The following is a 13,191-nucleotide window of genomic DNA, read 5'->3' on the forward strand; positions in this document are numbered from 1 at the left end:
TCAAATAGCAAAAGGAATAGTTTAGTAAGCATTCCGTAAAATTCGTTCTAATCAAGTTGAATAGTACACCCCAAAAGTCACTGAATCCATCGTCATTGCGTCAACCATTTATTTACAAGGAAATCCCCGCCCCATGACTCCAGAACCTACTTTGCCCTATCCCGTCCGACTGGCCGCGATACTCATCTGCGTATTGCTCATCATTTACGGCTTATACGCTCTGCAGGGAGTGGTAACCTTGCTACTTTTTTCGCTTTTACTGGCGATGTTACTATTTCCCCTATGCCGGAAACTGGAGCGGTGGAAATTTCCGCGAGTAGCTGCCATCTTCGTTTGTCTGGTCGTTCTGATCGGCGTTTTGGTAGGCATTGGCTGGGTTGTATCCATGCAAATGGCTAATTTCTCCGACGATTTTCCCAAATTTCAGAATAAAATGAATGCCGTTCTGGATCGGGCTCAGGAAATGGCCAATGATCAGTTGGGCCTGGATAAAACCCGTCAGAACACGGAAATCAAACGCATTACCAACGACGTTTTACACAATAGCGGCAGTTACATTACTACTTTCCTGTCGTCTACCACGTCTACACTGGCTGACTTGTCGTTGATTCCCTTATTTGTATTCTTCATCCTCTTGTACCGGGACTTTTTCCGAAGCTTTGTTTATAAGCTGTTTTCGAAAACCAAACGTTCGCGTCTGGATGACGTGCTGAGTAAAATTTACGTCGTTGTACAGGGTTATTTGGCGGGGTTGGTATTGGTAATTGGCATTGTAGCCTGCTTGAATACAACCGGATTACTGATTCTGGGTATCGACTACGCCTGGTTTTTCGGAACGCTGGCAGCAGTCTTACTACTGGTACCCTACATCGGTATTCTGATTGGGTCGCTGTTACCTACCATTTACGCTCTGGTTACGAAAGATTCACCCATGTATGCCGTCGGAGTAATCGGCGTATTCAGTTTCGTTCAGATTCTGGAAGGGAACTTCATTACACCTTATGTTGTCGGCTCAAAGGTAAGCGTTAACCCGCTAGCGGCGATGGTTGTGTTGATTCTGGGTGGACAGTTGTGGGGAATATCAGGACTGGTACTGGCCCTGCCCGTGACTGCTATTGTGAAAGTGATTTGTGATAATGTCGATGGACTTAAACCGTACGGGTTCCTGCTCGGCGATCCCGAGTACAGTAAGGGAGCGGTTGTAAAATCAAGTAGTAAGTTGCCCAAGCTTGATACGTTAACCAAACGAAAACGGAAAGTGGAAGAAGCTTTGGCTAACGAAGAGCAGCCTCAGAATCAGACCGAAGCTAGAAGTTTAAGGGATCAAAATTCCTGAAATGCCCGTTGAGACGAATTCGCTCTTTCGTTTTTTCCAGTTCCTGAATAACGGGCATAATTCGATTCAAATGGCGGGAGATGAAACGTTGCCGTTCCAGTTCTTGTGGAATTTGTAATAACTCGTATTCCTCCTCAAGCGACAAGCCAATTTTATGAGCGATCTGGTACGAAAAGTTCTCGGATCGCTCGTTAAACTCTACGTTTGTTTGTAAATGCTGATACAGTTTTTTGAGATGGTCCAGTAAGCCCGGCAGCAGTTCGGTACTGGATTCATGCTCCTGGTAGGCTATCTGGCCGCCGGCGTATAACTTTCTTTCTACGGGGTTGATAAAACTCAGCAGACGAAAAATTTGCAGCCCTTCCGTCCGTATGTCCATCCGGCCATCATCGTAACGTTGGGATACTTCACGTACGCGTAGGGAAGTACCAAAATCCATCTGCTGATTTGGCATATATACAGGAATACCAAAGGGTGTATCTGCTTCCAAACACTCCGTAATCAGCTGAATATAGCGGGGCTCGAAAATGTGGAGGTTCAATTTTTCCCCCGGAAAAGCTACCAGGTTGAGCGGAAACAAAGGCAGGAAAACCATAGATCTGTATCGAAGTGGGGTGGAAAGACTCGCCTGAACTATCCAAATACAACGCTAGCTCCGCTTTGGGGAAGAGCTAATTCCGTTCAACGGTAAGACCTACCGTCTGAATTTCCGGTAATGGATCCTGACGCATGTACTGTTCCACTTTGAAGGTGTAAGTACCTGCTTTGGCAAAACGGTAATTTTTTACGACCAGAAATTTATGATCGTAGATGTCGCCCAGGCCGTTACCGGTTGGTTTACCCGTGGTAGCATTGGCTAAAATGAGCTCATCCAGTTTTCGTTCAATGGTTTTGCCATCCGGCCCTAACAGCGTACGGGTAACGTAAAGGTTGTAATACGGGTACGACTTCGTATTTCGCAGGTTATAATACAGATTGTACGTTCGGGTAGTATCGCTGATTTCAAAGGAAAAGCTAGGAACGGTTTTGACCGGCCATTTGGCATCCGGCAGTTCCATATTATCCTTGAATACCGCATTCGTATCACAGGCCGTTAGGCTAACCAGAAAACATAGAAAGAGAAAGAGTCGCATAGGAATGAAAATCCCGGAGGTATTGAGACCTCCGGGAACGAAATCATTTAGAAGGGGGACGGTTTGAGCCTCCGCCCGACCGTTTTTTCTTATTCTTTGACGCAGGACGATTTTGCGATTGAAACTTCTTATCCATACGTACCAGGTCACTATTAATGCCTGAGTTTTTTGCTTCGATGACGGGCATGATCTCCAGTTCTTCGAACGAAGGAGGAATGACACCCCGCTTATTCATTTCCACAATTTTCAGTACCTGCGGAATGGCAACCGGATACCAGTTGTCATCGCCACGGAAACTAAACCACATGATCTTACGGAAAATATCCGTTTTAATCAGGTTCGCATCACCTTTCTGTACTTTCAGCGGCCCTTCCAGACTTGGAATATCCCGTAAGGCATCGATATACGTTTCCAGCTCGTAATTCAGGCAACACTTCAAGCGACCACACTGACCGGATAGCTTCACCGGATTCAGCGAAAGATTCTGGTAACGGGCTGCTGAAGTAGTTACGTTCTTGAAATCCGTCAACCAGGTGGAGCAGCACAATTCGCGACCACAGACGCCAATACCACCGATACGGGCTGCTTCCTGCCGCAGACTGATCTGCTTCATCTCAATACGGACCTTAAACTCGCTGGCCAGCACCTTAATCAGCTCCCGGAAATCTACGCGTTCATCCGAAGAGTAATAAAAGGTTGCCTTGGTGCCGTCAGACTGAAACTCAACGTCTGATAGTTTCATGTTGAGTTTCAACTCCTTCACGATTTCCCGAGCCCGGTACATCGTCGGTAAATCCCGGGCAATGGTTTGCTCGTGTTTCTCGAGATCCTTGGCCGTCGCTTTCCGGTATACCTGCCGAATTTCGGGATCTTTCACTCCGCGTTTCACGACTTGCAACCGTACCAGCTCACCTTGTAAGGAGACAAAACCCAGGTGATGACCACTCTGCATTTCTACCACTACTGGATCGCCCGTATAGAGTTCAAGTTGAGCCGTATTACGGAAATATTCCTTCCGGCCTCCTTTGAATTTTACCTCCACCAGATTACTCCGCTGGTGAACCGGGATTCCTAATCCCGGAGCTTCCATATCCGACAACCAGTCGAACACATTCATTTTATTACAGCCACCCGTACCGCAGGCTCCGTTGTTCTTACAACCGGATACGGAGGCACCTGCTTTATCTTTCGAACGAATGCTTCCACAGCCACCCGTTGCACATGATGCACATCCCATTTTTTTGTATGTAGAATTTTTGAATGATAGAAGCCTGAACGCAGCTCATAACGAGCCTGTCACTCATTCGATGATTCTACCATCCAAAATTATAAAAGGTCCAGGCCGATGTCCCGTCGGAAGTACTTGCCTTCGTACTGGACAGCGGCTGCCGCCGTTTGTGAACGCTGGCGGGCTTCTTGGATGGACGTTCCCAGAGCCGTAACGGCCAGGACGCGTCCTCCATTGGTGACCACTTCTCCGGACTCGGAATGTTTTGTTCCGGCGTGGAAAATGGTCGTATAATTCTGCTTACCGGGCAATTGAATTACGTCACCCTTGGCATACTCTCCCGGATAGCCACCGGCTACCACAACGGTAGTAACGGCCATCTTATTGGATACAGCAAAATTTACGTATTTCAGTTTGCCTTCAGCCGCGGCTTTGAGCAGCATCAGCAAGTCTGAATCAATACGGGGCAGTACAACTTCTGTTTCCGGGTCACCCATCCGGCAGTTGTACTCAATGACGTAAGGATCGCCCTTTACGTTCATCAAGCCAATGAAAATAAAACCAACGTAGCGAATACCTTCCGCTTTCAAACCGTTAAGTGTTGGGCGTACAATTCGCTCTTCTACTTTCTTTTGAAAAGCATCGTCGGCAAAAGGTACGGGCGAAACCGCTCCCATGCCGCCCGTATTGGGTCCGCTATCGCCTTCACCAATACGTTTGTAATCTTTGGCTTCGGGCAAAATGTGGTAATTCACCCCGTCGGTTAACACAAATACCGATAATTCGATTCCGTGTAAGTACTCTTCAATTACTACTTTTTGAGAAGCGTCCCCGAATTTCGCGTCTACCAGCATTTCCCGGAGGGTTTGCTGAGCTTCGGCTACGTCAGCGGCAATGATTACACCCTTACCTGCGGCCAGACCGTCGGCTTTCAATACCAGCGGAAAGGCTTGCTGCGTAATGTACTCCAGGCCTTCCTCCAGGGTTTCTTTCACGAACGTACGCGAAGCAGCCGTAGGAATTTGGTGCTTAACCATAAAGTTTTTAGAAAAATCTTTCGATCCTTCTAACTGAGCTCCACGGCTATCCGGTCCCAGTAACAAGACTTTCTTCAGGTCTTCGCGACTTTCGAAATAATCCCGAATACCACGAACCAGCGGTTCCTCCGGTCCGACGATGACGAGTGAAATATGGTTTTCAAGAACAGCGGTAGCAATTGCGTCAAAGTCATTGACTCCAATCGGTAAATTCGTTGCCAGCTGAGCGGTGCCGGCATTACCGGGAGCTACAAATAACTGTTGACATAGAGGGCTCTGAGCAATTTTCCAGGCAAACGCATGTTCCCGGCCGCCAGACCCTACGATGAGAATATTCATCGGATAATTCTTAAATACCCACTCAGGCTGAAGCCTAAACTCCTTACGGGCGTATACAGTGAAAATAATTGAAAAAAGGTACGAATAAAAAAGCGGGTAACTGCACCAACCCTGGTACAGTTACCCTGACTCGTGGCTTAGTGACCTAATTCACTATGGAACTTGATCCGCATCAGCCGAAGCTCTTCTTCCGAGTACTCGTTGCCCAGTTCTTTTAAGGCAACGGCCATGGAATCAGTTTCCGCTCGCATGAAATATTCGTAGATTTCATCCTGACGATCATCATCCAGCACCTGATTGATGTAATAATCCAGATTGAGTTTGGTACCGGAATAACAGATGTGCTCAATTTCTTCGATGAGCTCCGTCATGCCGAGACTTTTGGCTTCGGCAATTTCCTCCAGATCAATCTTACGATCAATTTGCTGAATAATAAAAATCTTAACTTTCGACTTGTTCGTCGTCGTTTTTACGACTACTTCCGTCGCCGTTTCGATTTCATTTTCCTCTACGTAACGGGTGATCAGCTCAATGAACTGTTTCCCGAATTTGACCGCCTTACCCATTCCAACGCCGGTAATTTGAGCCAGCTCCTGAATGGTGGAAGGATAAGTGGTTGCCATTTCTTCCATGGATGGGTCCTGGAAGATAACGTAGGGGGGAATATTCTTTTCCTTCGCAATTTTCTTCCGAAGGTTCTTCAGCATTTCAAACAAGGCTTCGTCGTAAGCTTTGGCCGACGTGCTTACCTCGTCCTTTTCTTCTTCTTTGTCTTCGCCCTGCTGGGTATAATCGTGATCCTTGGAAAACGAAGAAGAGAAGGGTGCTTCCAGAAACTGAGCCCCTTTTTCAGACAGCTTCAGGGTGCCGTAATTCTCAATATCCTTATCCAGGAAACCGTAAATCGTTAGCTGTTTAATGACCGAGTGCCAGAATTCAGGCGTCTGCAGGCCATCGTCTTTTTTATCGACGGTCTTGGGCTTGGGCTTTGTGATAACATTACCGTCCTCGTCTTCCTCCTCTTCGGGTTCGTCGTCGTCGGTATCAGCTTCGTAGCCCACCTTGTACTTGCCCTTTCCGAATACATCAAGTTTGTTGTGGCTGTGACTCAGTACATAGGGATTTTCTATGCCTAACAGAATGTCTGCGATGTGGTGGCAATCGAAACGGTTTCCGGTTTGCTGAACAGCCTTGAGGATCCATTCGGCCTCCTCCTGCATTTTGAATTTCTGCGTAGGCTTAAGACAGTTATCGCAAAAACCGCAGTCCTTGGCGAAGTACTCACCGAAATAACCCAGCAACTGACGACGGCGACATACGCCCAGGTTAGAATAGCTAACCATCTCCATCAACAAAGCCTTGGCATTATCGCGTTCGGTTACGGGCTTGTCCTTGTTGAATTTATCCAGCTTGACAATATCATCGTAGCTGTAAAACATCACACAATTGCCTTCCAGACCATCCCGGCCCGCCCGGCCCGTTTCCTGATAATACCCTTCCAGTGATTTGGGAGCGTCGTAGTGAAGTACAAAACGAACGTCGGGCTTATCGATACCCATTCCAAAAGCAATCGTTGCAACGATCACTTCGGCTTCTTCATTCAGAAAAGCGTCCTGATTACCCATACGCGTCGCCGGATCCAGACCCGCGTGATAGGGGAGGGCCTTAACGCCATTTACGTTCAGTAACTCAGCTATTTCTTCAACTGTCTTACGGCTCAGGCAATAGATAATGCCTGATTTGCCAGTCTGACTTTTGATGTATTTAATCAACTGACGGTTTACATCTTTCGTTTTCGGACGAATCTCATAGTACAGGTTCTTCCGGTTAAACGATGATTTGTAAACCGACGCATCTTCCATTTGCAGGTTCTTGATGATGTCCTGCTGTACTTTCGGTGTGGCCGTTGCGGTAAGGGCAATCAGTGGTAAGCTCGGATTGATGGTTTCCACAATGCTACGGATCCGACGGTATTCCGGACGGAAATCATGGCCCCATTCCGAAATACAGTGGGCCTCATCAATGGCTACGAATGAAATTTTTGCTTTTTGCAGGAATGCCAGGTTTTCCTCTTTCGTTAACGACTCAGGAGCGACGTATAATAATTTAACTTCTCCATTCAGTACATCTTTCTTGACTTGCGTCATTTCCGATTTACTAAGGGTCGAGTTTAAAAACTGAGCATTCACCCCAACGGCATTCAGTTGATCAACCTGGTTTTTCATCAGGGCAATCAACGGGGAAATTACCACGGCTGTGCCGTCGCTTACGACGGCGGGAAGCTGGTAGCACATAGACTTACCGGCTCCGGTAGGCATAATCACGAACGTGTGATTTCCTGCGAGAAGGTTACAGATAATGTCTTCCTGTTCACCCCGAAACTGAGTGAAGCCGAAAACCTCTTTCAATTTTGCCTTGAGGGTATCCTTCAATGACGGATCAGCGAGCATGGCCATTTATACTTTTCTTCAACATCAATCGATGGTTAGATGCTATTAGGGGGAAATCTTGTCTGGCGACAGAATCAGAATTGAAATTAATAAAAAAAGTCAGTACAGAACCAAAAATATTTGCTGGCAAAAAATACAAATCACCTGCGGGAAAAGCTGTACCGTCGCGAAAAGTAGCTATTCCGCTAAGCAAAAGCGAACTTTTTACGTTACCGAAGCCGCTCAAAAGCATCTTTCACTTTCTTTTCATCGATGCGGATGAAACGGTTTGCCGCTACATTCGACAGCAAAGCCACGGCTAGAACGAAAAAGCCTACTTTGAAACTACCTGAAGTCTGTGGTGCAAATTGAGCATTGGCCTGTATGTGGGACAGGTACGTAGATAACCCCAGTAAAGCCACCATCACGAGCGTATTGATCAGGTTCAACATCATCTGTCGCAGGCGGTTGGTATATTGTAATAAAGAAACCAGAGCTAATCCGGCAGAGACCAGAGCTAAACCCGCCAGGTACAGCGTGCTTGTTTCGGTGGTAGCTTCACCTTTGGTGTATGTGAGAGAATAGGCATCCAGTACGGCCGTCTCGGTGCCCACTGACTTTTGCCAGATAGGAAAGACCAGATACAAAGCCATCGACAATACGATTAATGCGAGAAAAAGTGTTTGAGGACGCTGAAGCATAGAAAAATCAAATAAAATGTACAAAGCAAAAGTAACGGACAAAAACCCTGTAACCAATCCTGGCAGGTAGTTACAGGAGCGAGATGTAAAGGTAAAGCCTGGCTATAGAAAACCACACAAGGGAGGCAGCTAGAAAAAAATAAGAAAAATGTTCAAAAAAGTAGATAAAGATAAAGTTTTGATTTAGAGAGTCTTATTGGCTGAATGGATTAGAATATTGATTCCTTAGACAAAATTTTTAAGATTTTTTTGACTCGTCTCTTGACAAACCCCCTTTTTAGCTCGTATGTTTGCAGTCCCAACGGTAAGGGAAACGGCAAATTAACAAGCGAAAGTAGCTCAGCTGGTAGAGCGCGACCTTGCCAAGGTCGAGGTCGCGGGTTCGAACCCCGTCTTTCGCTCGACAAAAAGGCTCCGCAAGTCGGAGCCTTTTTTGTAGGAGGCCCGGGTGGTGGAATGGTAGACACGAAGGACTTAAAATCCTTTGGGCAGTGATGCCTGTACGGGTTCGAGTCCCGTCTCGGGTACAATAAACCCCTTGTAAGTATCTAACTTACAAGGGGTTTTCTCTTTTAGATGCTCGTATGATTTTTAAATTTGCCAATAGAAAATTGGTCACGCAAAACCATCTATTAATAGATTACAGAGACATTTCTGTTAGTGCGTTTTTACTGGGAAGAGAAAAGTTTTACAAGAGCAAACAGTCTGCTTTTATTTTAACCACATAAGTAATGTTAACGCCAAGAGGATGATATCATTTAATGAAAATGTACAGGAGTGTAGACATTACAAGTAAAGTACCTGTAAGTAAGAAAAGTGATGCTACAATAGGTAAGTAGTTCAGAGCCTTCATAAAAAACACCGCATGTATCACTGGGATCAGTATAAGCCTATCCAATTAATTAAGGTAGTAACAGAAAAGCCGAACACTAGCGTCCGGCTTCTTCTATTGATGACCTTGTTGAGCTACCCAGAAATCAATAGCTCGACGAAGCATTTCGCTTACTTCCCGATAACCACCGGGTTTAATCAGGTAAGCATTCGCTCCTAAATCAAAAGCTTCCCGCATATCTTTTGGATTATCTGACGTGCTATATACTACGATCGGTAATGTACGCCCCTGCGTATGCGAACGAATTTGCTGTAATACCTCGAAACCATTGTTGCCAGGTAAATTTAAATCCAACAGCAACATTTTAGGCGTTGACGTATCTTTATTATGATACGTACCTCTACGAAGTACGTAGTCTACGGCTTCGGTACCGGTGTTTAATACTTTATAACTGGGCGGCTGCTCGATCTTGCCGACTACACGCTTGAAAATATCAACGTCGTCCGGGTTATCTTCTACATATAATACATCTATCATGGCCGGGCTAATTAATGAATGGGGACTGCTATGTAAAAAGTTGTTTCTTTAAAGGGTTCGCTGTAAAACCATACTCTGCCGTGGTGACGCTGCATGATCCGTTTGACAATGGCTAATCCTACTCCATGCCCTTCAAAGTTTCTGGCGTTATCCAACCGCTTGAATAAATCAAAAACCTTACCACCTTGTTTCATATCAATGCCAATTCCATTATCCGTTACTGAATAGATAATTTCATCGGCATTTTTTACTCCCTTTACGACAATATGAGGCTTCGCTACCGGACGTGTATACTTGATAGCGTTAGACAGCAAATTGCTGAATACCTGCGTAATCATCGTTTTATCACCTTTTAAGGAAGGTGTTTCTTGAATTTCAATGGTAATGGGGGTGCCTTTTTCGCTAACGAGCAATTCATCTTTCAATGAATGGAGCAATTCCTGCATTTCAATAGGCTCAGCGGATAATTCTGTTCGTCCACTTCGGGCGTAATGAAGAATTTCCCGAATCAAGTCTCCCATCCGATTACTGGCGGACACAATTTTCTCAAAGAGGGGTAACATTTCCTCATCCAGTCGATCCGAGTAATCAATCAAAAGTACTTCTGCGTAGGTCTTGATGGAAGCTAAGGGCGTTCGCAGGTCATGGGACACCGTATAACTGAATGTATCCAATTCCTCATAAGCCAGCTTGAGCTGTTCGTTCAGGATACGAATCTGATTCGCCCGTTGGGAAAGAATCTGTAAAATGTCTTCCCGTAATTTCAGGGCTATATTGATCTCCGCAGGCCGCCAAAGTTCAGAAGTACTGCGTACAATCTGAGTCCACTTGGCAAAACTCTTACGGGGACTCAGGCGGAGCTGACCACCAGGTTCGGCTACTACGGGTTTTTCGTCCGGATTACCTCCCCAGGATACCTGTTGAATGACTTCCGGCTTGAACCAGATGACGTATTCTTCCAATTGCCGGGAAATCACAACAGCCATCACGCCCGAAGCTTCTGCCCGATTTGCTTCGGCTGGACCAAAAAGTCGGGGCAGCTGATGCGTGTGGAAAATGGTATCAATCTTCGTGTGTTTCAGCCATTCAATCAATTGCCGGATAAAAGCTTCGTTGGGCGTAGTACCCAGCGTATACAGCTTCCCTTCGTACAACAGAGCCATTCCCGCCGCCGAGGTAATGTCCATTGCGGTGGTTTCCATCTTGGTTAGGCCCTGTACGACGTTCCAGTCCCGTTGCATTTGTTCAAACAGGGTCTGTTCGCTTCGCCAGAGTTTATTGACGAGGGTCAGATCTTCTTCATCCTTGCGAAACTCCAATGCCGCAGAAAGAAGCTGGCTGATGACTTTTCCCGACATACGAGCGGTATAGTCAACCAGTCGCGGTCCCTGGTAATGGTGACAGGAAATTAGCCCCCACAGTTCTCCTTTGTACAGCAGGGAAAAGCTCATACTGGACCGAACACCCATATTTTTCAGGTATTCGATGTGAACGGGCGATACGGCCCGCAGTACCGAATGCGTCAGATCCAGCGGATTTCCGCTCTGATTATCCGTAGTGGGATAAATCGATACAGCCCGCTCTGTTGCGTCAACAATCGTACGAACCAGATTGATTTTATAGAGTTCGCGGGCCTGACTTGGAATATCAGAGGCGGGGTAATGAAGTCCCAGAAAGGGATCCAGGCTTGCATCCTTGGCTTCGGCGACAACCTCACCGTTCCATTCTTCATCGAAACGATAAATCATTACGCGATCATACCGGGTGATGAGTCTGATCTCGGCAGCAACTTTTTCCAGCAACTCCTGGATCGTCTTGCTCTGCTGAAGATTAGTCATGACCCGGCTTACCAGGTTTTGCAACGTGCTTGGAAAAAGAGCTTCGTCTTTTGGTTCAAATTCCAGCAGATAAATATCGTCCTGCCGCTGAATAATCAGGTGATAGTCGCGTTCCTGTAACCGAACGCTGAACGGATTTAACGTTTCCAGTGAACTTTGTTTCAACGCAAACTGAATCAGCTGAGTTACTTCTCGTCCTGACAAATCGCCCAGTTGCAGTTCTTCCAGGGGGAGACCAATCACGTGTGATAACGTATCTGGATAGAAAGCAGAAAGATTACTGCTGCACTGACGAATTTGGAACGTTTGAGTATCTACCGCAAGTAAATACCCATGGGCCTGAATTTTGCCTAAATGCCGGATGGGTTCGCGGTCACAAGCTTGAATATCTATTTCTTGCATCTATTCAGAATGGATAAACAAATCACTTTTCTAAAAACGGAAGAAGGCTTTTTAAGTAACGAATTTGACAAGCTAGAGTTTTCAAAATTAACAGAAATGTTACGAAGAAGGCAAGCCTTTGGGAATGAGTTGCCCGAATCTGCTTAGTATGAAGTACAGAGAAAAGATCACACGCCTTGTCTATTAAAAACACTGATTCAGTAGATAATTCAGTAGAAAAACGGATATATTGCGGGCTACATATCCGTCACCCACTTCTATATAAACGCGTAGTTGGCTCGGCCACATACATGAATTCCAGCCGTATATACTCTTCAGAGATCAGGAAGCCACTTGGCTTTTTTAGTGTATCCTTAGACGGAACGTTTGTAGACTGTAGTTTTCACTTGCTTCAGTTTACTACTTATTCGGCTGCTTCGTTAGTAGGAAAATCGATTCGTAACGTCTTTACCCCCGAAACGGCTCAATGGATTGAGCAGGCGATCGAGCAATCTGCTCCGACGGCCAGGGGTTTATTGATAACGCAGAACGGAGCAAAAATTGATATTACGTGTGAAATCACGCGGGAAGAGCAAAGTATTCGCTTTACGTATGCCGAACGTGTTGAAATTCCCAAATCCGTACTGAGTGAAGAGTGGTCCCTGATGAGCAAAGTCGTCTCGCACGATTTGCGAGAGCCTTTACGGAAGATTTTACTGTATATTGATATGATTCGGGGAAATACACAAAATGTGATTACGCCCGATAGCCGGATGCTGTTACAGGTCACGAACGATCTCAGTTATCAAGCCATGCAACTGCTTGACGCCATTCAACTGTATATTTCTTTCGCTCACGCTACGCGACGTACGTTGCGGCCCGTCAATCTGAACGAAGTGTTAAATAAATCCTGGCATAAAGTTCAGGAAGAAAACGGGCTTTCGTCCCAAATCCTGACCGCTACCAAATTACCGGTGGTTTGGGGCCACTCAGATACGTTACAGGCTTTGTTTTACCAGTTGCTGGATAACGCCGTCAAATTCAGCAGCCCGGAACGGCCTCTGCAAATTGCGATAGAGACTTCCGAAACGGAACAGAACATGGTACAGATTCGCGTGCAGGATAACGGACTGGGATTTGACCCCGCTTACCAAACGGACGTTTTCCAACTCTTCAAACAACTCAATCGTAATACAGCAGGCTGCGGTGCAGGGCTGGCGATTAGTCAGAAAATCGTTGAAAGCCATCGGGGCAATATACAGGCCCAAACGCAGATAGGCGAGGGTACGACCATTACACTTACGCTGCCCGAAGCCTCGAAAGTTCAGCTGAATTAGGCTCGCCAGACTACTTTTTAGAGGCGTATATTATTTTTCTGCAAATGCTCCGTTATTGTTGAG

Annotated in this window: 10 protein-coding genes and 2 tRNA genes; 4 read left to right on the top strand and 8 right to left on the bottom strand. The window is 46.1% G+C overall.

The genetic code is table 11. The annotated features are described in order from the left end of the window. The first annotated feature begins 133 nt into the window (after window positions 1-133). A complete protein-coding gene (locus BWI97_RS13570) occupies window positions 134-1,336 on the top strand; it encodes an AI-2E family transporter (RefSeq protein ID WP_094816241.1) in 1,203 nt (400 codons plus the stop codon). On the opposite strand, the gene BWI97_RS13575 is transcribed toward BWI97_RS13570, so the two are convergent. The 6 genes from BWI97_RS13575 to BWI97_RS13600 all read right to left on the bottom strand — a co-directional run bounded on the left by BWI97_RS13575 (window position 1,308) and on the right by BWI97_RS13600 (window position 8,203). Beyond that, complete coding sequence (locus BWI97_RS13575; protein WP_102201362.1) at window positions 1,308-1,931, bottom strand: LON peptidase substrate-binding domain-containing protein; 624 nt, start codon at window positions 1,929-1,931, stop codon at window positions 1,308-1,310. The genes BWI97_RS13570 and BWI97_RS13575 overlap by 29 nt on opposite strands. 76 nt (window positions 1,932-2,007) lie before the next feature. Further along, complete coding sequence (locus BWI97_RS13580; protein WP_094816245.1) at window positions 2,008-2,469, bottom strand: gliding motility lipoprotein GldH; 462 nt, start codon at window positions 2,467-2,469, stop codon at window positions 2,008-2,010. A 43-nt stretch (window positions 2,470-2,512) separates the two neighbouring features. Further along, window positions 2,513-3,706 carry a regulatory iron-sulfur-containing complex subunit RicT gene (locus BWI97_RS13585; RefSeq protein WP_094816247.1) on the bottom strand — a complete coding sequence of 398 codons (1,194 nt, stop codon included), beginning with the start codon at window positions 3,704-3,706 and terminating at the stop codon, window positions 2,513-2,515. Window positions 3,707-3,795: 89 nt separating this feature from the next. Then, entirely contained in the window at window positions 3,796-5,073 is a 1,278-nt protein-coding gene (gene purD / locus BWI97_RS13590; protein ID WP_102201363.1) for a phosphoribosylamine--glycine ligase, read from the bottom strand. A gap of 137 nt (window positions 5,074-5,210) precedes the next feature. Further along, complete coding sequence (locus BWI97_RS13595; protein WP_369826590.1) at window positions 5,211-7,529, bottom strand: RecQ family ATP-dependent DNA helicase; 2,319 nt, start codon at window positions 7,527-7,529, stop codon at window positions 5,211-5,213. A gap of 203 nt (window positions 7,530-7,732) precedes the next feature. Beyond that, window positions 7,733-8,203, bottom strand: a complete 471-nt coding sequence (locus BWI97_RS13600; protein ID WP_141217588.1) for a DUF4293 domain-containing protein — start codon at window positions 8,201-8,203, stop codon at window positions 7,733-7,735. A gap of 328 nt (window positions 8,204-8,531) precedes the next feature. On the opposite strand from BWI97_RS13600, the gene BWI97_RS13605 reads away from it, so the two are divergent. Beyond that, a tRNA-Gly gene (locus tag BWI97_RS13605) sits at window positions 8,532-8,604 on the top strand. 41 nt (window positions 8,605-8,645) lie between these two features. Next, a tRNA-Leu gene (locus BWI97_RS13610) sits at window positions 8,646-8,730 on the top strand. Window positions 8,731-9,149: 419 nt separating this feature from the next. On the opposite strand, the gene BWI97_RS13615 is transcribed toward BWI97_RS13610, so the two are convergent. Continuing rightward, window positions 9,150-9,572, bottom strand: a complete 423-nt coding sequence (locus BWI97_RS13615) for a response regulator (protein ID WP_094816255.1) — start codon at window positions 9,570-9,572, stop codon at window positions 9,150-9,152. Between the two features lie 11 nt (window positions 9,573-9,583). Continuing rightward, window positions 9,584-11,812, bottom strand: a complete 2,229-nt coding sequence (locus BWI97_RS13620; protein ID WP_102201364.1) for an ATP-binding protein — start codon at window positions 11,810-11,812, stop codon at window positions 9,584-9,586. Between the two features lie 386 nt (window positions 11,813-12,198). Here BWI97_RS13620 and BWI97_RS13625 point away from each other — a divergent pair, with 386 nt between their 5' ends. Continuing rightward, on the top strand, window positions 12,199-13,128 hold the full coding sequence (locus BWI97_RS13625) for an ATP-binding protein (protein ID WP_158242755.1): 930 nt from the start codon (window positions 12,199-12,201) through the stop codon (window positions 13,126-13,128). The last annotated feature ends 63 nt before the right edge of the window (window positions 13,129-13,191 follow it).

It is taken from the genome of Siphonobacter sp. BAB-5405, from assembly GCF_002872335.1.
Lineage (GTDB): Bacteria > Bacteroidota > Bacteroidia > Cytophagales > Spirosomataceae > Siphonobacter.

Excerpts from the sequence above, each read along its gene's own strand:
- BWI97_RS13570 (WP_094816241.1), top strand. The coding sequence starts at position 134 with ATGACTCCAGAACCTACTTTGCCCTATCCCGTCCGACTGGCCGCGATA.
- BWI97_RS13575 (WP_102201362.1), bottom strand. The coding sequence starts at position 1,931 with ATGGTTTTCCTGCCTTTGTTTCCGCTCAACCTGGTAGCTTTTCCGGGG.
- BWI97_RS13580 (WP_094816245.1), bottom strand. The coding sequence starts at position 2,469 with ATGCGACTCTTTCTCTTTCTATGTTTTCTGGTTAGCCTAACGGCCTGT.
- BWI97_RS13585 (WP_094816247.1), bottom strand. The coding sequence starts at position 3,706 with ATGGGATGTGCATCATGTGCAACGGGTGGCTGTGGAAGCATTCGTTCG.
- purD (WP_102201363.1), bottom strand. The coding sequence starts at position 5,073 with ATGAATATTCTCATCGTAGGGTCTGGCGGCCGGGAACATGCGTTTGCC.
- BWI97_RS13595 (WP_369826590.1), bottom strand. The coding sequence starts at position 7,529 with ATGGCCATGCTCGCTGATCCGTCATTGAAGGATACCCTCAAGGCAAAA.
- BWI97_RS13600 (WP_141217588.1), bottom strand. The coding sequence starts at position 8,203 with ATGCTTCAGCGTCCTCAAACACTTTTTCTCGCATTAATCGTATTGTCG.
- BWI97_RS13615 (WP_094816255.1), bottom strand. The coding sequence starts at position 9,572 with ATGATAGATGTATTATATGTAGAAGATAACCCGGACGACGTTGATATT.
- BWI97_RS13620 (WP_102201364.1), bottom strand. The coding sequence starts at position 11,812 with ATGCAAGAAATAGATATTCAAGCTTGTGACCGCGAACCCATCCGGCAT.